This window comes from Bifidobacteriaceae bacterium (assembly GCA_031281585.1).
GTDB lineage: Bacteria > Actinomycetota > Actinomycetes > Actinomycetales > WQXJ01 > JAIRTF01.
On record JAITFE010000066.1, the window covers coordinates 14,673 to 35,398 of the forward strand.

The 20,726-nt window shown below is 70.7% G+C and carries 16 protein-coding genes; all 16 read left to right on the plus strand.

From position 1 onward, the window contains the following. Nucleotides 1-29: 29 nt before the first annotated feature. A complete protein-coding gene (locus LBC97_07735; protein MDR2565937.1) occupies nt 30-1,556 on the plus strand; it encodes a cytochrome ubiquinol oxidase subunit I in 1,527 nt (508 codons plus the stop codon). Nucleotides 1,557-1,579: 23 nt separating this feature from the next. Then, entirely contained in the window at nt 1,580-3,655 is a 2,076-nt protein-coding gene (cydB, locus tag LBC97_07740) for a cytochrome d ubiquinol oxidase subunit II (GenBank protein ID MDR2565938.1), read from the plus strand. A 252-nt stretch (nt 3,656-3,907) separates the two neighbouring features. Then, the gene (locus tag LBC97_07745) at nt 3,908-5,005 is read left to right on the plus strand and encodes an ABC transporter substrate-binding protein (GenBank protein ID MDR2565939.1); all 1,098 of its coding nucleotides are present in this window, start codon (nt 3,908-3,910) and stop codon (nt 5,003-5,005) included. Continuing rightward, on the plus strand, nt 5,005-6,129 hold the full coding sequence (locus tag LBC97_07750) for an iron ABC transporter permease (protein ID MDR2565940.1): 1,125 nt from the start codon (nt 5,005-5,007) through the stop codon (nt 6,127-6,129). The genes LBC97_07745 and LBC97_07750 overlap by 1 nt, the downstream gene beginning before the upstream one ends. Further along, complete coding sequence (locus tag LBC97_07755; protein ID MDR2565941.1) at nt 6,129-6,917, plus strand: heme ABC transporter ATP-binding protein; 789 nt, start codon at nt 6,129-6,131, stop codon at nt 6,915-6,917. The genes LBC97_07750 and LBC97_07755 overlap by 1 nt, the downstream gene beginning before the upstream one ends. Continuing rightward, nucleotides 6,905-8,587, plus strand: coding sequence for a hypothetical protein (locus tag LBC97_07760; protein MDR2565942.1), 1,683 nt, complete (start codon nt 6,905-6,907; stop codon nt 8,585-8,587). The genes LBC97_07755 and LBC97_07760 overlap by 13 nt, the downstream gene beginning before the upstream one ends. After that, the gene (locus LBC97_07765; GenBank protein ID MDR2565943.1) at nt 8,584-9,963 is read left to right on the plus strand and encodes a hypothetical protein; all 1,380 of its coding nucleotides are present in this window, start codon (nt 8,584-8,586) and stop codon (nt 9,961-9,963) included. The genes LBC97_07760 and LBC97_07765 overlap by 4 nt, the downstream gene beginning before the upstream one ends. Beyond that, nucleotides 9,960-11,771 (plus strand): WxL domain-containing protein, encoded by a 1,812-nt coding sequence (locus LBC97_07770; protein MDR2565944.1) that lies wholly within the window; start codon nt 9,960-9,962, stop codon nt 11,769-11,771. The genes LBC97_07765 and LBC97_07770 overlap by 4 nt, the downstream gene beginning before the upstream one ends. 3 nt (nt 11,772-11,774) lie before the next feature. Next, entirely contained in the window at nt 11,775-12,983 is a 1,209-nt protein-coding gene (locus LBC97_07775; protein MDR2565945.1) for a DUF916 domain-containing protein, read from the plus strand. Between the two features lie 244 nt (nt 12,984-13,227). Then, nucleotides 13,228-13,533, plus strand: a complete 306-nt coding sequence (gene rplU, locus LBC97_07780) for a 50S ribosomal protein L21 (GenBank protein MDR2565946.1) — start codon at nt 13,228-13,230, stop codon at nt 13,531-13,533. 13 nt (nt 13,534-13,546) lie between these two features. Then, complete coding sequence (gene rpmA, locus LBC97_07785) at nt 13,547-13,798, plus strand: 50S ribosomal protein L27 (protein MDR2565947.1); 252 nt, start codon at nt 13,547-13,549, stop codon at nt 13,796-13,798. Nucleotides 13,799-13,993: 195 nt separating this feature from the next. Continuing rightward, on the plus strand, nt 13,994-15,517 hold the full coding sequence (obgE, locus tag LBC97_07790; GenBank protein ID MDR2565948.1) for a GTPase ObgE: 1,524 nt from the start codon (nt 13,994-13,996) through the stop codon (nt 15,515-15,517). After that, nucleotides 15,514-16,734 (plus strand): glutamate 5-kinase, encoded by a 1,221-nt coding sequence (gene proB / locus LBC97_07795; GenBank protein MDR2565949.1) that lies wholly within the window; start codon nt 15,514-15,516, stop codon nt 16,732-16,734. Before obgE ends, proB begins: the two co-directional genes overlap by 4 nt. Nucleotides 16,735-16,922: 188 nt before the next feature. Continuing rightward, nucleotides 16,923-18,203: a glutamate-5-semialdehyde dehydrogenase gene (locus LBC97_07800; GenBank protein MDR2565950.1), complete on the plus strand. Its 1,281-nt coding sequence runs from the start codon at nt 16,923-16,925 to the stop codon at nt 18,201-18,203. A 96-nt stretch (nt 18,204-18,299) separates the two neighbouring features. Next, nucleotides 18,300-19,034 carry a nicotinate-nucleotide adenylyltransferase gene (gene nadD / locus LBC97_07805; protein ID MDR2565951.1) on the plus strand — a complete coding sequence of 245 codons (735 nt, stop codon included), beginning with the start codon at nt 18,300-18,302 and terminating at the stop codon, nt 19,032-19,034. After that, nucleotides 19,031-20,726: hypothetical protein (locus tag LBC97_07810; GenBank protein MDR2565952.1), on the plus strand; the 1,696-nt coding region annotated here is incomplete at its 3' end. The genes nadD and LBC97_07810, both read left to right, overlap by 4 nt.

The window sequence follows — 20,726 nt, forward strand, 5'->3', positions numbered from 1 at the left end:
CGTTCCCTAACCTCACTGCGGAGGTGCACATGCAAGACGCGCTTGATCTGGCTAGATGGCAGTTCGGCATCACCACGGTGTACCACTTCATCTTCGTGCCGCTGACCATTGGCCTGACGCCGCTGGTCGCGCTGCTCCAGACATTCTGGTTCAAGACCGGCCGAGACGAGTGGTACCGCCTCACAAGATTTTTCGGCAAGCTCCTACTGATCAACTTCGCGCTGGGCATTGTCACCGGTATTGTCCAAGAGTTCCAGTTCGGTCTGAACTGGTCCGAGTACTCGCGCATGGTGGGCGACATCTTTGGTGCCCCACTGGCCATGGAGGCGCTGGCGGCGTTCTTCATCGAGTCGACTTTCTTGGGTATCTGGATCTTCGGCTGGGGCCGCCTTTCGCGCGGCGTCCACCTGCTGACGATCTGGTTGGTGGCCTTTGCCGTTAACCTGTCGGCCTTCTTCATTCTGGCCGCCAACTCCTTCATGCAGTATCCCGCCGGCGCCACGTTCGACGGCGAGCTGCAACGGGCCGCAATGGCGAACCTCGGCGAAGTGCTGTTCTCCAAGCTGTCCCTGTCAACGTTCTGGCACACGATCTCGACCGCCTTCGTGGTGGCCGGCACCTTCATGGCCGGCATCGCGATCTGGTGGGTGGTCAAGGCCGTTCGGGCCGGCAACGAGGAGTCGGCGCAGGTGTACCGGAAGGGCGCCGCCGTCGGCTGCTGGGCCATCTTGATCGCGGGCATCTCGCTGATCTTCTCCGGCCACCACCAGGCTCAAGTCATCACCGAGTTGCAGCCGACAAAGATGGCCGCCGCCGAGTTGCTCTGCGTCACCCCCGAGGGAGACGAGGGCGCCGGGTTCACGGTCATCGCCTTCGGCGAATGCGTCCAGAACGCGGACGGCTCGTGGAGCGACGACTCGGTCACAAGGCTGATCGAGATCCCGAAGATGCTCTCCTGGCTGGCCTGGAGTGACGGGAGCGCCAAAGTCACCGGCATGGACACCGCCGAACAGGTGCTTGACGACGCCTACCTGTCCCAGGAAGAGGCCGAGGCGATCGACTGGATCCCGCCGCAGGGCGTGGTCTTCTGGACCTTCCGCCTGATGATCGGCTTCGGCGCCTTCTCGGCCGTGCTCGCGCTGGTCGGCCTGTGGGCGCTGCGCGGCGGCCGGACAACCGGGTCGGGCTTCTTGAAGTCTTGGTCCATCCTGTCGCTGCCCATGCCGTTCCTGGCCGGCGCGTTCGGCTGGATCTTCACAGAGATCGGCCGTCAGCCGTTCATTGTCTACCCGGTGGCCACCTTGACGCCTGAGCACGTGCTCAGCGGCGTGGAAACGGACTTGTCGTTGCAGACCGTCAACGCGGTCTCGCCGGTTGTGAGCGCGGGGAGCATCGCCTTGACGGTGATCTCCTTCACGCTGATCTACCTGGTCCTGGCCATCGCCTGGTTCTACCTGATGAAGCGGTACACGTCCAAGGGCCTGAACTATGACGAAGCCATCCCCGAGGTGAAGGCCGACTTGGACGATTCCAAGCCGTTGACCTTCTCCTACTGAGTCGGAGCTAAGGAGAAAATCTGATGTTGACTAGCATTCTCGCTCTCGCTCCGGCGGCGCCGGTGGATCCGGCCGCGACCGAAGCGACCGCGCAGGGCCTGGTCGGCCTGCTGCACCGCCTGGTGACGGCGCCGACCACTCTGGAGCTGTTGTGGTTCGCGCTTATCGCCGTCCTTTGGACCGGCTATCTGGTGTTGGAGGGCTTTGACTTCGGCGTCGGCATGTTGCTGCCGATCGTCGGCAAGACGGACCGCGAACGCCGGACCATGCTCTCGACCATCGGGCCGCTCTGGGACGGCAACGAGGTCTGGGTGCTGACCGCTGGCGGCGCCACGTTCGCCGCCTTCCCGGAGTGGTACGCCACACTGTTCAGCGCGGCTTATCTGCCGCTGTTCCTGATCCTGGTCGGCCTGATCATCCGGGCCGTGGCTTTCGAGTACCGGGGCAAGATCAACGGCGACGGCTGGCGCAAGCTGTGGGATTGGTGCATCATTCTGGGCTCTTGGCTTCCGTCGATCCTGTGGGGCGTCGCTTTTGCGAACCTGGTGGCGGGCGTCAAAGCGGCCGTCGACCCGACCCAGCTTGGTCCGTCGAAGATCGTCTACAACGGCGGCTTCTTCGACCTGGTGATCGCGCACCAAGGGTTCTTGCTCCTGGGCGGTCTGACCACGGCGGCCTTGTTCTTGGCCCACGGCGCCATCTTCTTGTCGCTCAAGACCGACGGCGAGGTCCGCTACCAGTCCGAGTCGTTGGCCCCGAAGCTGTCGATCGCCGCCACGGTGATCGCGGCGGTCTGGGTTGTCTGGCTGGGCCTGAAGTTCGCGGGCGGCAACCACCCGACCGTGTTGGTCTGGATCGCCATCGCCATCGCGGCCGTGGCCCTGATCGCGGTGGTCCTCACCTCGTTGGGCGGCAAGTTCGGCTTGGCCTTCACGTCCATGACCGTGGCCTTGCTCGCGGCGGTTGTGACGATCTTCGCGGCGCTGTTCCCGAACGTCATCAACGGTTCCAACGTGGCGCTGAAGGGCGACGCGATCGCGGATCCGATTGTCGGCTGGATTGTGCTTGGAGAAGACTCCGAGGGCAACCCGCCAGACGTGCACGATGTCGTGGCGGCCACCTTCGCCGCTGTGGAGGCGACGCCGGGGCCTGACCTCCAGGCTGACCCGACCGCGTACACCAGCGACACGCTGACCCCGTTGATCTTGTCCGACACCCTGGAAGGGAAGTTCCCGGCCGCCGGCCTGATCCCCCAGGAAGACGTGAAGATGGTCGTTGCGAAGACGTTTGAGCGGGTGGGGGCGGCCCTAGAGACCGGCGCCATCACCTACGCGGACGTGCAGGGCGAACCGACAGAGGCGGCCGTCGCGTTGACGGCGGCGATCCTGGCGGACGTGCCCGCGATCGCGGACGGCTCGTCTGACGTGGCCGCCGGGGTCATCCCCGCCGGCGACGTCATCACGGCTGTCAAGATCACGTTGGCGCGCAACGACCTGCCGGCGGACGACGCCACGGTTGGCGTTGTCGTCGCCGACATCGTCGCTGGCGGCGCCACGATTGCCGGGCTCCCCGCCGAGACGGTGGTGGCAGAGGTTCAAAAGACGGTGCAGGCCGCCATCGACGCTTTGCCCGCCAGTGTTCAGGGCGTCCTGGGCAAAGTGGTCGAGGTCCTCCAGGCCGTCACCGACGATCCGGCCACGCCGAGGTTCGCGGCGGGCATGGATCTGACCGAGATCGCCAACGGCAAGGTTTGGGACAACGACCTCGGTCTGGCCAACCTGAATGACCGGGTCGACAACGCGAACGGGGCGCTTAGCGCGCTCCACGCTCTGGGCCTGGTCACGGACGCCGATGGCGCCGTGATCCCGCAGGATCAGTTCAAGCCGCTGGAGAAGTTCGAGAATGGCGCGGTCATCACCGGCCAGCCGATCCACGCGGCGGCTTCCAGCGAGAAGACACTGCAGCTGATGACAATTGTGGCCGTCTGCTTGGTGCCGATCGTGTTGGCCTACCAGGCCTGGTCGATCTGGGTCTTCCGGCGCCGCATCAGCGCGGACCGGATCCCGGCCGAGTCGGGGCTGGCCCCGGCCAAGGGCTAAGGCAATGAGTAGAGGCTGAGCCTCAAAGAGAAGCGGCCCCGGTGCTCCAGCACCGGGGCCGCTTTTTCGCGCCAAAATGGGGATGGGGCCGAATTAGGCAACATGTGAGTGTCCAAATAGTGGACCGAGGTTGGGGGGTAAGGCTAGCCTAAGTTAGGCTTGCCTAACGGGAGCGAGGGCTGGCCGCCAGCTGGCCGGCCACACGGGCTCGCTCCCGCCTCGACAGACACCACGAAAGGACGGCCGTTGACGGTGCGCAGGCGGTTTGGGAACGCGGCCGGCCGCCGCCTCAGCGGATTGGGGCTGGTGCTCTTGTTGGCGGCCATGACGGGCTGCGCGCAGGTCGCCAGCGGCGCCGGCGGCAGTGCCGCGAGCTTTGACCCAGCCCGCGTGCTGGAGAACCCCAAGGAGTATGTGGGGCCCTCGACCGCCACTGTCGCCGAATCCGCGATCGAGCCGATCAGCGAGCATACCGCGCCCGCCCTGCCGGCCGAGGTCACCGACGTTCAGGGCACCCAGGTGCGAGTTACCGACGTCAGCCGGATTCTGGCGTTGGACATCTACGGCACCACCAGCCGGATCGTGTTCTCCCTGGGTTTGGGCGACAACGTGGTGGGACGGGACACCTCCTCCGCATTCGCCGAGATCAAGGATCGGCCCCGCGTGACGCCCTCCGGGAACACTCTCAGCGCCGAGGCGATTCTGGAGTTGGCCCCCTCCGTCATCATCACGGACACATCCCTTGGGCCGTGGGACGTGCTGCTCCAGATGAGAGAGGCCGGCATCCCCGTGGTGGTGGTCGACTCGCACCGGTCGTTGGAGACCACGGCCGAACTGATCAACCAAGTCGCCGCCGCGCTGGGCTTGGCGGAGCAGGGAGAGCAATTGGCCGAAAGGACCTGGCAGCGGGTGGCCGCGGCGGAGCGGACCATTGCCGAAGCGGTCCCCGCAGCCGATCAGGACAGGCTCCGAATCGCCTTTCTCTACCTGCGCGGCAACGCGGGCGTGTACTACCTGTTCGGGCAAGGGTCGGGAACGGATTCGCTGATCACAGCCTTGGGCGGAATCGACGTGGCGACGGAGGTCGGCTGGGAGGGCATGCAGCCCGTGACCGACGAGGGCTTGGTGGCCATGAACCCCGACCTGATCCTGGTGATGACTCGCGGTCTGGAGTCTGTCGGCGGAGTCGACGGTCTGTTGGACAAGCTGCCGGCGGTCGCCGCCACCCCGGCGGGCGAGAACCGCCGCATAGTCGACATGGACGACACCCAAATCCTGGCCTTCGGCCCTAACAGCCCGGAGGTGCTCTACGCCCTGGCCGCCGCTATCTACGCCCCGGATCAGACTTGATGAGCACCGAAACCCAAGCCACCTCCCGGGCGATTGAGGCCCGCCCGCCGGAGGTCACGGCAGCCGGGGCGGCGGTCCTGCCGCCGCCCCGGCCAGCCCGTGCCACCGCCCTACTGGTGGCGCTTGCGATTGCGGCGGTCGCGCTGGCCGTCGTTTCCGCCGGGACCGGGCAGATGCATTTGGCCCCGGGCGAGGTGGCGCACATCTTGGGCGCGAAGTTGGGACTGACCATTGGCGCCGAACCGGCCGCCCCCAACGCCGAGGCGGTGCTGATGTCGATCCGCCTGCCGCGCCTGACGCTGGCCGCCCTGGCCGGCGCCGCCCTGGCCACTGCGGGCGCGCTGATGCAGGGCGTCTTCCGCAACCCGTTGGCGGAGCCGGGAGTGATCGGCGTCAGCTCCGGCGCGGCGGCGGCGGCGTGCGGCGGGATCGCCTTGGGCGCGGCCGCATTGGGGCCGTGGACCACAGCCGCGCTCGCCTTCGCGGGCGGGTTGGGGACAACCCTGCTGGTCTACGGGCTCAGCCGCGCCGGCGGACGCACCGAGGTGGTCACACTCGTCCTGACGGGGGTGGCCGTCAACGCGATCGCCGGCGCCGCCATCGCCTTGTTCGTCTTCTTGGCCGATTCGGCCGCCCGCGAGGAGATCATCTTCTGGCAACTGGGCTCGCTGAACGGCACCCGTTGGCAGTATGTCGTTGTGGCCGCGCCGATCGTGCTGGTCGCGACACTGGCCGCCATGACCCTGGCCCGACAACTGGATCTCCTCACCCTGGGGGAGCGGTCCGCCCGGCATCTGGGGGTGGACGTGGAGAAACTACGCATCGGCGCGATCATTCTGGTCGCGTTGCTGACAGCCGCCGCGGTCGCCTTTTGCGGGATCATCGCCTTTGTCGGCTTGGTGGTGCCCCACCTCGTCAGAATGGCGATGGGGCCGGGCCACAGGGTGCTCCTGCCCGCCAGCGCCCTGGGCGGCGCGGTGCTGTTGATGGCCGCCGATTTGGTGGCGCGGACCGCCGTCGCCTACGCCGATCTGCCGATCGGGATGCTGACCTCGCTTGTCGGCGGCCCGTTCTTCTTCTATTTGCTGCGCCGCACGCGGCGCCAGTGCGGGGGGTGGGGCTAATGGCGGCGTTGCTGGCGGCGCGAGCGGTCGAATACGCGGTGGGCCAGGCGCAGATCCTGAAGGGGATCGACTTAGCCGTCCGGCCGGGGGAGATCCTGGCGTTGGCGGGGCCGAACGGCGCCGGGAAGTCGACCTTGCTCGCGGTTCTGGCGGGCGACCTGCGGCCGACGCGCGGACAGGTGACGTTGGACGGCCAGCCGCTGCACGGCATCGGCGTCAAGGAACTGGCCCGAAAGCGGGCGGTGATGCTGCAGGAAGCCCACGTCTCGTTCCCGTTCTCGGTGGCGGACGTGGTCAGGATGGGGCGCGCCCCGTGGGGTGGCTCCGATCCGGCGGCGGACGATGCCGCGGTGGCCGCCGCGCTCGCCGCCACCGACACGCTCGGGCTGGCCAGGCGGGTTTTTCAGACGCTGTCCGGGGGTGAGAAGGCCAGGGTCGCCTTCGCGCGGACCTTGGCCCAAGACTCACAGGTCTTGTTGCTCGACGAGCCGACGGCGGCCCTGGACATCCGGCACCAGGAATTGGTCATGTCGCTGGCGCGGCGGCAGGCGGACCAGGGCCGGGCGGTGCTCGCCGTGCTGCACGGTTTGACGTTGGCGGCGGCCTGGGCAGACCGGCTGGCGCTGATCGGCGGGGGCCGACTGGCGGGGATTGGCCCAGTCGTCGAGGTGGCGACCCCCGAGCGGCTGAGCGAGTTGTACCAGCATCCGATCCGGGTCGAGTTAGACCCGGCCACCGGCCTGCCGGTGGTGGCGCCGAAGCGGGGGGCTTTGGTATGCGCGGTGTGATCAGGGTCCGCGCGGCGAGGCCCGGGTGGAGCGCCAGGCGGCGCGGCCTGGCCGGTGGTGGCGCGCGCGGTGGCGTCGACGCTTTGCGGCCGGGCCGGGCGTCATCCCCGGACGCGCCGGAGGGGCGCGGGCCGGGCCGGGCGCGGGTCCGGCGGTTCGCCGCCGCGGCGCTGACGGCCATGGTGCTCGGGGCGGCGGCCCTGCCGGCGGCGGCGGCCGGGGCCAGCGTGACCGTGGCCGGCGTTGGCGGCGTGGCCCAGGCGAACGCCGACGGCCCCACCACACTGAAGCTGACGGGCTCGGGCTTCCAATCGATCCAGGGCGGATTCGGCGGCATCTATGTGCTGTTCGGGTCGGTCTCAGGCAATTGGCGCCCCTCGGCTGGAGGAGTGGGCGGCCGCGATTTCCTGTACGTGCCGGACGTCCAGGCGAAGGACAACGCGGGCCGGGAGAAGTTTGTCGCCTTCCCCGGTTCGGAGACGGCCGCCTCCGCGAACGGCGGTGTGATCGCGGCCGACGGCTCCTGGTCCACCACGATCGAGGTGCCCGGCGCGGTCTTCGAAGTCGAAGACGCCTCCGGCCAAACTCAGCGGGTCGACTGCCGCGAGGTCCAATGCGGCGTCATCACGATTGGCGCGCACGCGGTGGTCAACGCGAACAACGAGACGTTCACGCCGGTCAGCTTCGGGGGCGCGGCCGCCGGCGGGACGACCAGTTCGGCAGACGCCGGGGCGACCGGCGCTGAGGCGGCCGACGCGGCCACGAACGCCAACGCCGCCGCGCCGCCGGCCGCCGCCGGCGTCCCAACCTTGGGCGTGGACGCGACCACGGCTGTGGCCGGACACGCCTTGGCGTTCACGGCGCGCGGGTTCGCGCCGGGGGAGCAGGTCACAGCCGTGTTGGACGATGGCGAGGTGTCGGTCGGCCCCTTGACCGCCGGGCAATTCGGCGAGGTCGCCTCCACCATCCCGCTGGCGGCCGACCTGCGGGTGGGCTCCCACACCCTGAAGATCACCGGGGCTGCGTCCGGCACCGCCGCCGAGGCCATGTTGACTGTTCGGCGCGACCCGTCGCTGGTCGAGGCCTCCGAACAGGCGGCGGACAACTCCGCCGAAATCGGCCACGCCCGCACCCTGACCCCCTGGCAGATCGGCATTGTGATCGCAGCGATCGTCTTTGTGCTGGTCCTGGTGGGGTCTTTGGCCGCCGCGGCGGCCACCAGGCGCTCGCGAGCCAGGCGGTCGCGGCAGTCGCAGGCTGGCTCGTCGGTGAACGAGGCGCGGCTGGCCCATGCCGCCCCGTGGCCTGCGGCGGCTGGCGGCGAACCCTGGGGGCGCGTGGCACCGGGCTCGGCGTTGGACGAGGCCGGGCCGCCCCACGCTGCCACGGGGATTGCGACGGCCGGCGGCGAGCCTTGGGGGCGGGTGCCTACCGGATCGGCATCGGGTGAGGCCGGGCCGCCCCAAACCGGAACGGCGCCGGGGCGCCCGCCCGCGCCGCACCGGCCGTCCTCAATCGGAGACGGGCCGACCGAGCCCCTGCCTGCTCTCGCGGCGGGAACCGGCGAGCCGTTGACGGCGTTTGCCACGGCGGCGGAGGCGTTGCCGCAGTCGGCACCGCCGGCGCCGGCTTGGGTTGAGGCGGCGCCAGCGGCCGGGGAGGCGCCGTGAGGGGCTGGAAGGCGGTGGCGCGGGTTGGCCTCGCGCTGGCCGCGGCCGGGCCGTTGACGGCCTGGTCGGGGCCGCTCCTGTTCGCCGCCGCGCCCTGGGCGGCTTGGGCGGAGGGCGGCGACGGCGACGCGGGGGGCGACATCGCGCTCAGCGTCACCATCCCGCAAGGGTCGGCCACCGGTGACCCGGAGCCGCCAGCCGACCGCACAAACCTCGCCAACGCCCAATTGACCTGGGGATTCAACCTGGAGACGCGGGGCAAGAGCTATTTCGGGGAGTGCAATTTCCTGATGGCCGGCAAGCCCGGCGCGAACGGCGACGCGGGCGCCGCCCGCGAATGGGGGCCTGGCGCCTGGGGCAAGAACCTCTACCACGCCGAATCCGGCGCCGCCAAAGTGGTGAACGGCTCCGGCGCCCTGGTCCCATTCGAACGCCGCTGCCTTGACCCGGCGGGGGAACCGGTCAAGTACAACGCCGCCCGCCAGGCCGATTCGACCTACACGGACACCCGGGTGACGTTGACCGGCGGGACCGGTTGGCGGGACAACCAGACCGGCCAGGCTCGGATCGCCTGGGAGGGCGGGTTCTCGGTGATCTACTACGACGGGTTGACCTACTTCTGGATCGAAGACCCCGTGCTGACGGTGGACGCGAACGGCGGGGCCGAACTCAAGGCGACCGCCGGAGGCTACGGCGCGCCGCGCGAAGGCGGCGCCTGGGGCCGGCACCCCGAGACGGAGGTGGTGCTGGCGACCGCCTCGGCGGCATCGGGCGTGGCCGGCGGCGAAGGCGCGGCTCTGAGCGAAAACGGCCTGACGCTCAAACACGCCTACGCGAACCGGGCGGTCGGCGTGCCGCCGGGGGCCCCGGCGCAGCGGCTGGGCGGCGACTCGAGCACGCCGGGCGCCTGGCCGCAGTCGTTTGTGGACTTCCAAGGCCTGACGGGCCTGCATTCGTACTGGTACTCCTCCGGGGCCGCGATCGACCACCGCAAGCCACCGGACGCCGCCTATGTCAGCTGGGACGCCGCGCGGCCGGTCGACTCGCCGACTGAGACCCCGGCAACGCGGCCGGGGGCCGCCAAGGGCTGGACCGGCGGCCAGTCAGCCAAAGCGGCGAACCTGGTGGCGCGGGTGACCGGCGCGCAGGGCGGGGCGGGCGCGGCCACGGCCGCCGCCAGCCCTTGGGGTCCCCCGCCGGAGCCCGTGGTCATGACGAAAGTCCCCAAAGACTTGGTGCCGGAGCGGATTCAAGACGCCGGCACCTCGATCGCGGTCGACGCCGCGATTCTCACCCTGCTGGTCTCAGCCTCTTTCGCCTTGATCGCCTGGCGGCGCGGCTGGTTCCGGCTTCAACCGAAAGGAATTGTCTCATGACACCTGCTTTGTCCCTTAGGCGCGGCGCCGCCCTGTTAGCCGCCGGCGCGCTCGGACTGGCCGGCGCCGCCGTGTTCGCCGAGGCGGCCGTGGCCGCCGACGTGGCCGTGGAAGACGTCACCCTGGCCTGGTCCATCAACGACGAGTCTGGCGGCGGCGCCTACTATGGCGGCTGCAACTTCTTGAGCGCCGGCGTGGCTGGCAACGCCGGATCGGCCAAAGTGTGGACGGAGGCGGACGGCCTGTGGACGGCCCAAGACGGCGACGTCTCCATCGAAAAGCCGACCGCGAGCGGCGTCTGGGAAGCTCCGACCTGGGCCACCAAGTGCCAAAACGCGGCGGGTCAGGCTGTGACCACCGCCGCGGGCTCGACCACCGGGAACCGCGTGGTGTTCGCGGACGGCGCCGGCGTGGTCGACCTGGACTCGGGGACGGCGACGGTCGAATGGGAAGGCGGCTTCACCGTCGTCTTCTACGGAGGCATGACGTACTGGTCGGCATCGGACCCGGTGCTGACCGTGAACGCGGACGGGACGGGCCAACTGACGGCGACCGCGTCCGGCTACAAGGCGTCGATGGCCGATCCGACCTTGTGGGAGGAGTTGACGCCCCAGGCCATCGTCTTGGCCGACTTCCAGGGCATCACCCTGAGCGAGACCGGCTTCACGCTGGCGCCCGAGTACCGGGGCGTGGCGGTCACCGGCGTCACCCAGTCGCAGACGGGGGCTGACTGGGGATCCTTCCCGCAGAGCTTTGTCGACTTCCAGTTGCTGACCGGCCAAAGCTCCTACTGGTATTCCTCCGGCACCGGCGGGGACGCGAAGAAGCCGGCCCAGCCGGTCGCGGTCGCCTGGTCGATCGCCAGCCCGCCGCCTCCGCTGAACCCGCAGGTGACGGTGTCGCGTTCGGAGTTGTCCGCCGATGGCGTGACGACCATCACAGTCGAGGGCACGGGCTTTGACCCGACGGCTGTGACCGGGCTGTATCCGCCGCTGGCGGGCAAGTCCTCCGGCGTCTACGTCGGATTCGGCCGGTTCGCGGACACTTGGAGGCCGTCCGCCGGGGCCAGCTCATCCTCCCGGCCCACCGCCTTGGTGCGCTGGGCGGTGCTGGCGGAGTTCCAGGCGACGGTTGGCGGGGCCGCCAACGGCGCGATCGTGTTGGAGGCGGACGGGTCCTTCACGGCCACGTTCGAGGTCTCCAAGGCGGCGGCGGACGCGGCCGCTGACGCCAAGGGCCTGGTGGGCGGCAACTACGGCATCTACACCTATCCCGGCGGCGGGGCCGCCCAGCCCGCCTTCGAGACGTACACGCCGTTGACCTTCACACCCGGCCTGCCGATTGACGTTGAGATTCCGGAAACCACCGGTCCGCCTCAGCCGGGCGAGTTCTCCTGGCGGGTGGCCGGGAACGCGGCCGTGTCGCTCGGCACGGCCACTGAGACGGCCGACGGCTTCGCCGCGAACGGCGCCCTGCCGAACATCGAGGTAACGGACACGCGGGTGACCCAGGCCGAATGGTCGCTGAGCGGACAGGCGTCCAGCTTCACCGGCACGGCCGGCAGCTTTGGCGGCGAATACCTCGGTTGGACGCCGGTCGTGGCGAACGCCGGAGCGGGCGCCCAGGCGGGCGCGGCGGTGGCGCCGAACGCGTCCGGCGGCCTGGGGACGGCCAAGACGCTGGCCTTCGCCCAGACCGGCCACGCCCTGGGGACGGCCACCGTGGCGGCCGCGCTGGAGTTGAAGGCGCCCGCCTCGACTCCGGCCGGGAATTACACCAGCCTGCTGACCATCACGGCGGTGGGCTGATCAATGCGTGGCTGGGGCGCCCGCGCGGCGCTGACCGCAGTGGCGCTGGCAGTGGTGTTCGGTTCCGCCGAATTGAACCCGCTGTCGGGCGCCCCGGCCGCAATCGCCAATTCACCCCGGCTCGGGACAGACGGGGTTTTGGACGAATTGGCCTGGGCCGAACCGGCCCCATCCCCCAGCGCAGGGAACGACGCCTTTGGGGCGGCTGCGGGGGGATCTGCGGGGGCCGTTGGCTGGGCTCTAGCCCCGGCCAACGGCCCCTTGGGCAACAATCGCCCGCACTATGACTATCTTTCGGCGGCGGGGCGGGTGATCGAAGACGGGATTGTGATCGAGTCGCGGGCCTCCTCGCCGCTGCGCCTCAAGGTCTACGCCGCCGACGGCTACACCACCCCGGACGGATTGCTCGACTTGCGGCCCGCCGCCGAGCCGCCCACAGACGCCGGGGCCTGGATCAGCTTCGGGACCCCCGCCGCGGGCGACCTGGACATGGCCGGCGGCGTGGGGTCTGGGGACGGCGGCGGGCCGGGCCTTGGCCCGGCGGACGCGGCCTGGCCCGGTCTGGCCTTCGTCGAGGTGACGTTGGAGCCCTCCAGTTCGGTCACCGTGCCGTTCCGTTGGACCATTCCGGCCGACGCCCCGCCGGGCGACCACGCCGCCGGCATTGTGACCTCCCTCGTGGAGGACCGCGCCGAAGCGTCCGTGCAGGTGGACCGCCGCCTCGCCCTGCGGGCGTACATCAACATTGACGGCGACCTCAATCCCGCCCTGACGGTCAGCGACTTGAGGGTCGAGGCCGCCAGCTCCTCCAACCCGTTCACGTCCGGCCGGCTCAGGATCGCCTACACGCTCGCCAACACGGGCTCCGCGCGCCTGGTGCCGACCGAGCGGATCGCCGTGGCCGGACCATTCGGCTGGGGCGGGCGCGAGGCCGGCGCCGGACAGGTCCTCCCCGAAATCCTGCCCGGCTCCCACTTGACCCGCGAGGTGACGGTCGCGGGGGTGTTTCCGCTGTTCAGAACCAAGACCGAGGTAATGGTCGATGCCGTCGCGATCGGCTTGGGAGCAGAGGGAGCGACCGCGTCAGGCGTCAGCGCGACCACCATTTGGACGGTGCCCTGGGTCTGGCTGGCGGTGCTGGCGGCCCTCCTGGTCGCCGCCGTCGTGATCCCACGGGCGTTGGCCCGCCGCCAAGGCGCGGGGGACGGGTAGGCGGCAACGTACCGCTTCCTGGCGGACGCCGGGGCGAGTCGGTTTGACCGGGCTGGCGGTGGGACCGTAACCTAATAGGTCGGTGCGCCCGCGCCCGGTTTCGGCCGGGGCGAACGCCGGGCCACCAAATCCCAATCCTTTGTGAGAGGTCGCGCCAGCGGGCCCAAGAACTTGGGCCCGGCGGCGGGGCTTCCAAAGACCCCGGTGGGCCGCAGGCCGCGCCGCAACAGATGGAGAGTTCGTGGTGTACGCGATAGTGAGGGCCTCAGGCCGCCAGGAGAAGGTGACCGTGGGCGACGAGGTCGTTCTGGACCGCCGCCCGGAGGCGCCCGGTGAGGACATCGAACTGCCGGCCTTGTTGCTGGTCGACGGCGACAAGGTGACCAGTTCGCCGAAGGAGCTGAAGAAGATCAAGGTCACCGCCCAGGTGATCGGCAACGAGCGGGGCAAGAAGATCAACATCTTCACCTATAAGAACAAGACCGGCCAGAGCCGCCGCCAGGGCCACCGTCAAGACCTGACCCGGGTCAAGGTCACGAGCATCAAGTAAGGGAGCGAACAAGATGGCACACAAGAAGGGCGCATCCTCGTCCCGGAACGGCCGCGACTCGAACGCGCAGCGCCTTGGCGTCAAGCTGTTCGGCGGCCAGGTCGTCAAGACCGGTCAGATCATTGTCCGCCAGCGCGGCACCCACTTCCATCCGGGCAACGGCGTTGGCCGCGGCGGCGACGACACGCTGTTCGCCCTGACGGACGGGCATGTCAAGTTTGGCGCTCGGGGAGGCCGCCGCGTCGTGGACGTGGTGGACGCCTGAGCAGCCGCCTCAGCGTTCTCAGCATCAAGGCGCCGCCGGTCCATGCCGGCGGCGCCTTTGTCGTTGGGAGCGGCCCCGTTCCACACCGCCGGGCCGGGGCAATCGGGAAGGGCCGATGACTCCGGGCCGCCGGTCCGGGGCTCAGACGGCGAGGAATCAGACAACGAGCAAGCAGGCAACGAGCAAGGAGGTCGGATGGCCGCGTTTGTCGACCAGGTTCGGATGCACCTGACCGCCGGTCGCGGCGGCAACGGCTGCGCGTCGATCCGGCGCGAGAAGTTCAAACCGCTCGCGGGGCCCGACGGCGGCGACGGCGGCAGCGTCATCTTTGAGGTCGATCCGCAGGTCACAACGCTGCTCGGATACCACCACGCACCGCAGCAGCGGGCAGCCAACGGCCGTCCGGGGGAGGGCTCCAACCGCCTCGGGGCGGCCGGGCCAGACCGCATTCTGAAAGTGCCGGACGGGACGGTTGTGAAGTCCCCGCAGGGCGAGGTGCTGGCCGACTTGGTCGGCGCGGGCTCTCAGTTCACGGCGGCGGCCGGCGGCAAGGGCGGGCTCGGCAACGCCGCCCTCGCCTCCTCCAAGCGGAAAGCCCCCGGCTTCGCGCTGTTGGGCGAACCGGGCGAGGAACTCGACGTGGTGCTGGAATTGAAGTCCATCGCCGATGTCGCGCTGGTCGGCTTCCCCTCGGCCGGCAAGTCCTCGCTGGTCGCCGCGATGTCCGCCGCCCGGCCGAAGATCGCCGACTACCCGTTCACCACCTTGGTGCCGAATCTGGGCGTGGTGGAGGCGGGGGACACCCGCTTCACCATCGCCGACGTCCCCGGTCTGATTCCCGGCGCGTCGGCCGGGAAGGGCCTCGGTTTGGAGTTCCTCCGCCACGTCGAGCGCACCGCTGTGATCTGCCACGTGGTGGACGCCGCCACCTTGGAATCCGGACGCGACCCGTTGAGCGACTTCCACGCGTTGGAGAACGAGTTGGCCCAGTACTCGGAGGATCTGGGGATCACCGGCGCGAGCCTGCCCCTGATGGAGCGTCCCCGGGTGATAGTGCTGAATAAGGTTGACGTGCCGGAGGCCGAAGAACTGGCCGCGCTGGCCCGCCCCGAACTGGAGGCGACCGGGTGGCCGGTGCTGGAGGTCAGCGCCGTGGCGCGGCGCGGGCTGAGGGAACTCGGCTTCGAGTTGGCCCGCCAAGTCGTGGAGGGCCGGTCCCGCGTGGCGCTGAGCGATTCGGCGGCGCGGCGGCGCGTGGTGCTGCGGCCGGAGCCGCGCGACGCGCTGGGCTTCACCGTGGAACGCCGCCAGGGGGGTCAAGGGCCGTACTTCCAGGTCCGGGGCCGCAAAGTTGAGCGCTGGGTGGCTCAAACCGATTTCGCCAACGACGAGGCGGTGGGCTACCTGGCAGACCGGCTGGCCAAGGCCGGGGTCGAAGAGGAGTTGGTCAAGGCCGGCGCCAAAGCCGGCGACGAGGTGGTGATAGGGCCTAGCGACGGCGGCGTGGTCTTCGACTGGGAGCCGACCCTGTCGACCGGCGCGGAACTGCTGGCCGGTCCGCGCGGCAGCGACCCGAGGCTCGACCCGAACCGGCGCCGGTCCAACCAGCAGCGCCGACGCGACTACCACGAGCTGATGGACGCCAAGGCCAGGGCCCGCGAGGAACTGTGGACAGAGCGGGAACAGGGGCGGTGGACCGACCCGGCGGCGGACCGATGACCCGCCCGCATTCCGCCCGTCCCGCCGCCAACCGCGCCGAACTGGTGGCCGGCCCCCGGCTGGTCGTCAAGGTCGGCTCGTCTTCCCTGGTGGACGGCGAGGGGCGGTTCAGCCTGGCGCAGTTGGGCGCTTTGACCAGCGTGGTCGCCGGGTTGATCGGCCAGGGCCGTGAGGTCGTGTTGGTCTCCTCCGGCGCGCAGGCGGCCGGCCTGGAGGGTCTGGGCATGCGCCGGCGGCCCAAGGGGCTGGCCGGGGCGCAGGCCGCCGCCAGCGTGGGCCAGGGGCGTTTGATCGCCGCCTACGGCGAGGCCTTCCAGTCCCACGGGCTGCAAGTCGGTCAGGTTCTGCTGACCGCGGAAGACACGATCCGCCGGACCCACTACCGCAACGCGCTGCGCGTGCTTGGAGAGTTGCTGCACCGCCGGGTCGTCCCGATAGTCAATGAGAACGATGCCGTCGCCACCGACGAGATCCGCTTCGGCGACAACGACCGCCTGGCCGCCCTGGTGGCCCACCTGGTCAGGGCGGACGCCCTGGTCCTGTTGACCGATGTGGACGCGCTGTATGACGCGCCCCCGTCCCGGCCGGGCGCCCGGCCGATCCGGGAGGTGACCAGCTTCGACCAGTTGGAGGGGCTGGAGGTGACCGGTCGGGGCTCCATGGTGGGCACCGGCGGAATGGTGACCAAGGTGCAGGCGGCGGCCATGGCGACATCGTCGGGGATACCGGTCTTGCTCGCGGCCGCCCGCGACGCGGACGCCGCGCTGGCCGGCGACCCGGCGACGGGCACCTTCTTCCACGCCACCGGCGCCCGTTTGACGGCCCGGCGGATGTGGCTGGGCTACGCGGCGTCCATGAAAGGCGCCGTGACAGTCGACGAGGGCGCCGCGCGGGCCATCACGACCGGCAAGAAGTCGCTGCTGGCGGTCGGGGTGACGGCCGTGGAGGGCGATTTCAAAGCCGACGAGCCGGTGGAGATCCGGTCGGCCGAAGGGCTGGTCCTGGCCCGCGGCCTGGCGGGGTTCTCAGCCAAGGAGTTGGAACGGGTCATGGGCCTGACCCAGCAGGAGATCGCGGACCAATTGGGCGAGGATCGGGCGCATCCGGCGGTGCACCGAGACGAATTGGTGACTCAGGCGCGCTCGCGGCGGCCAACCCGCGACGGCGTCGAAAAACCGGCGTGCGGCGGCGCCGACCCGGACGGCGCAGAGCGCTGAATCCGGGGATACCGCAGCTCTCCGCGCGGGCCCGGGCGCGGGCCCGCGAAGGCGGGCGGAGCCTTTGGCCTTGGGCGGCGGCCTTGCCACCGCCATCCGGGGCGTGACGGGCGGAGGCGACCGGACGGCATCGGCGGCTGGCCGGGGGAGCAACGTGAGCGAACGCCCAGGACCAATAGACTTTCCCTATGACTGAAGTTGACGTCCGGGTGACGGAGGCGGTTGAAGCTGTCGCCCGGCGCGCGCGAGCGGCCGGCCGCCAACTGGCGCTGGCGTCGCGCGCCCAAAAGGACCAAGCGTTGCTGGCCATGGCGGACGCCCTGCTCGAGGGCGGCGACGTGATGCTGGCGGAAAACCGGACCGACCTTGAGCTCGGCCAGGACAACGGCCTGGCGACGGCACTGCTCGACAGGCTGGCGCTGACGCCGGAACGGATAATCGGGATTGTCGAGGCGCTGCGCGAACTGGCGCGGCTGGCCGACCCGGTCGGCGAGGTGGTGCGCGGTTCAACCCTGCCGAACGGGCTGCGGCTGCGGCAGGTCAGGGTGCCGATGGGCGTGGTCGGGATGATCTACGAGGCGCGGCCGAATGTGACCGCGGACGCCGCCGGGCTGAGCCTGAAGTCCGGGAACGCGGTGATCCTGCGCGGCGGGAGCGCGGCCGGGCGGACCAACGCCGCGATTGTGAAACTGCTGCGGGAGGCGGTGGCGGGGGTCGGCCTGCCGGCCGACTCGATCCAGACGATCGACCAATTGGGACGCGAGGGCGTCAGGGCGCTGATGCGGGCGCGCGGCCTGGTCGACCTGTTGATCCCGCGCGGCGGCGCCGGGCTGATCCAAACGGTGGTGCGCGAGGCGCAGGTGCCGGTGATCGAGACGGGGGTCGGGAACTGCCACGTGTACGTGGACGGCGCGGCCGACCAGGACCAGGCCCTCGGGATAGTCCTGAACTCGAAGGTTCAGCGCCCGTCCGTGTGCAACGCGGCCGAGACGCTGCTGGTGGACCAGGCCGTCGCGGACCAGTTCTTGCCGAAGGCGCTCGCCGCCCTGGCCGAGGCCGGCGTCAAACTCCACCTGGACCAGCGGGCGGCGGCGTTCGCCCCCTCCGGAGGCGACTGGGCGCCGGCCGAAGAGGCGGACTGGTCCACCGAATACCTCGGCCTCGAAATGGCCGTGGGCGTTGTGGACGGCCTGGACGCCGCCATTGACCACATCCAGCGTTACAGCTCCGGCCACACCGAGGCGATCTGCACGCGGGACTTGGCGCGGGCCCAGGGCTTTGCCGACCGGTTGGATTCGGCGGCCATCATGATCAACGCCGCGACGCGCTTCACCGACGGCGGCCAATTCGGTTTGGGGGCGGAAATCGGCATCTCCACGCAGAAACTGCACGCGCGCGGGCCCATGGGATTGGCGGAGTTGACCTCGACCAAGTGGATTTGCCTAGGCGAGGGGCAGATTCGCAGCTGACCGATGACTTCCCCCGCTCCGACTCCCGCCGCCACGCGCCCCGGCCGGCCCGCCAGGCCCGTGAAGGGACCGCTCGGCTCGCCGCCGGCCGGTCCAATGTCCGCCGAGGCGCGCCGAGATTCCAAAACGACAGGCGTTCTACCTGGTATTGCACCAAACGCGGACCTTTTGATGAGACACTTAGGGCAGTGTGACCCGCATCACGTCAATACAGGAGGTTCCGTGTCGGCCGAATCGCTGCGCCCCCGCGTCGGCGTGATGGGCGGCACGTTCGATCCGATCCACAACGGCCACTTGGTGGCCGCCAGCGAGGCGGCGGCGGTGTTCGACCTTTCGGAGGTCGTCTTTGTGCCCACCGGCCAGCCGGTTTTCAAACACGGCCAGCCGGTCACGCCCGCCGAACACCGCTACCTCATGGCCGTGATCGCCACCGCCTCCAACCCGCGTTTCAGCGTCAGCCGGGTCGACATTGACCGCGACGGCCCCACCTACACCGTGGACACGCTGCGGGACCTGCGGACCCAGCGGCCGGACGCCGAACTGTTCTTCATCACCGGCGCGGACGCCATGGGCGAGATCTTGGCTTGGAAGGACGCCGCCCAACTGTTCGAGTTGGCCCACTTTGTCGGCGTGACCCGGCCCGGGCACACTCTGAACGCCTGCGGTCTGCCGCAGGGCGACGTGTCGCTGCTGGAAGTCCCCGCGTTGGCGATCTCCTCCACCGACATCCGCCGCCGCGCCGCCGCCCGCCACCCCATTTGGTATCTGGTGCCGGACGGCGTGGTCCAATACACCGCCAAACACGGGCTCTACCGGGAGGAAGGGAAGTGACCGAGTCCCCCGAAACCCCCGCCGCCCGCCCGCCCTCGCTTGGGTCGGCTTCGGCAGCCTGGGCCGCAGAGGTGGCGAAGCTGGAGACCGCCTCCTGGTTCGTGATCGCCGCCGACGCGGTTGAGGACGGCTCCGGTTCGCCCGCGCCCGATGCCGTCCGGCCGCCCACCAGCCCCCCGTCGCCGCCGGTCGCCGGCCCAACGGCGCCACCAGTCGTCAGCCCAATAGCACCGCCGGTCGCCAGCGCTGGGTTGGCCAGCGGTCCGGGGGCGACGGTTGTCAACCGTGAGACGGAACCGGCGGGGCCCGCAGGCGGTTCGAGTTCGGCGACGGCGCGCGCGGGCGCTCCCGCCCCGGAGGCGCCACGCTCCGCTGGCGCCGCCGAGGCGGCGGCGCTTGGGCACGGGTTGTCTTCGCCGCCCGCATTCCCGAGTTCGGCCAGCGGCCCGGCCGTGGCCGCGCCGCCACCGGGGCGGCACCGTGAAAGCCGACCGACAACCCGGTCGAACACCGCGGGTGGGCCGGTTGTGGGTCCGCGCCGGGCCGGAGACGGAACCGGCGGCGGCGTACCGACGCGGCGCAGCGCCGGGCCGGGGCTTGGCGCCCCCGCAGGGTCGGTTCCCCTGCCCGTGGTGCCGCTGACCGGTTCGGCCACCGACTGGCAGACCCCCCGAAGCGCCGGGACGGCTCCGGCGCCCGCGCCCGTGGAGTTGCCGCAGGCCCGCTATCCGTCCTCCCGGTCCTTGGCGGGGGCCTATCCGTCCAGCCGGTCGCAAGTGCGGTTGGAGCGCGAGCGGGCGCGCGCGGCGGCGATCAGCGCCGCCGTTGCCAGGCCGCCTTCGGCCGAGGCGAGTCCGCCGGTCGCTCCCAGCCCGCCCCCGGCCGCGCCGGGGTTGCGGGCCGACACCAGCGCGCGCCGTCCCCGGTCGGTGACGATCCATCCGCCGGCGGCCGCCCAAGCCAGGGTTGACGTGACCGGCACGCTGGGCGCGATCGCCCCGGTCGAGGTGCCGATCGCCGTGCCGAGCTTCCCTCCCGGGGCCCATGCCGCGCCGTCCGCCCAGGCGGCCCCGCCCGTGCGGCGGTCGATTCAGGGACCGGGCGCGGCCCCGGCGGCGGACGCGCCCGTGGCAGAGGCGCCACCCGATCCTCGGGCCGCCTTCGCGAGCGGTCCTGACCAGGCGCCGTCCGGTGGTCCGACCGTCGCCACCAGTGGTTCTGTCCAGCCGCCGCCCGGCGCGGCCGCAGGGGTCGCAGGCGCGGCGGGCCTTGGGGCGCCGGGCGTCCAGGCGGGCCCGCCGGTTGGCGTGAGCGGTCCTGACCGGGCGCCGTCCGGTGTTCCGGCCGTCGCCGCCAGCGGTTCTGTCCAGCCGCCGCCCGGCGTGTCGGATGTGGCGAGCGGGGTGGGTCAGGCGGCCCGTGGCGTTCAGAGTGTCCCGCCGGTTGGCGTGAGCGGTCCTGACGAGGTGCCGTCCGGTGTTCCGGATGTGGCGAGCGGGGTGGGTCAGGCGGCCCGTGGCGTTCAGAGTGTCCCGCCGGTTGGCGTGAGCGGTCCTGACCAGGTGCCGCCCGGTGCCCAAGGCGGTCCGCCGAGCGCCGCAGGCGGATCCGTCCAAGCGCCGGAAGGGCTCCCTGCCGCTGCCGCGCCTCGGGTGCCAGCCGCCGAGCCGCCTCCGGCCGTGCACATCGGCC

Coding starts and splice junctions, on each gene's coding strand:
- LBC97_07735 (MDR2565937.1), top strand. CDS start 30: ATGCAAGACGCGCTTGATCTGGCTAGATGGCAGTTCGGCATCACCACG.
- LBC97_07775 (MDR2565945.1), top strand. CDS start 11,775: ATGCGTGGCTGGGGCGCCCGCGCGGCGCTGACCGCAGTGGCGCTGGCA.
- LBC97_07770 (MDR2565944.1), top strand. CDS start 9,960: ATGACACCTGCTTTGTCCCTTAGGCGCGGCGCCGCCCTGTTAGCCGCC.
- nadD (MDR2565951.1), top strand. CDS start 18,300: ATGTCCGCCGAGGCGCGCCGAGATTCCAAAACGACAGGCGTTCTACCT.
- LBC97_07750 (MDR2565940.1), top strand. CDS start 5,005: ATGAGCACCGAAACCCAAGCCACCTCCCGGGCGATTGAGGCCCGCCCG.
- LBC97_07800 (MDR2565950.1), top strand. CDS start 16,923: ATGACTGAAGTTGACGTCCGGGTGACGGAGGCGGTTGAAGCTGTCGCC.
- cydB (MDR2565938.1), top strand. CDS start 1,580: ATGTTGACTAGCATTCTCGCTCTCGCTCCGGCGGCGCCGGTGGATCCG.
- LBC97_07760 (MDR2565942.1), top strand. CDS start 6,905: ATGCGCGGTGTGATCAGGGTCCGCGCGGCGAGGCCCGGGTGGAGCGCC.
- LBC97_07755 (MDR2565941.1), top strand. CDS start 6,129: ATGGCGGCGTTGCTGGCGGCGCGAGCGGTCGAATACGCGGTGGGCCAG.
- rpmA (MDR2565947.1), top strand. CDS start 13,547: ATGGCACACAAGAAGGGCGCATCCTCGTCCCGGAACGGCCGCGACTCG.
- proB (MDR2565949.1), top strand. CDS start 15,514: ATGACCCGCCCGCATTCCGCCCGTCCCGCCGCCAACCGCGCCGAACTG.
- obgE (MDR2565948.1), top strand. CDS start 13,994: ATGGCCGCGTTTGTCGACCAGGTTCGGATGCACCTGACCGCCGGTCGC.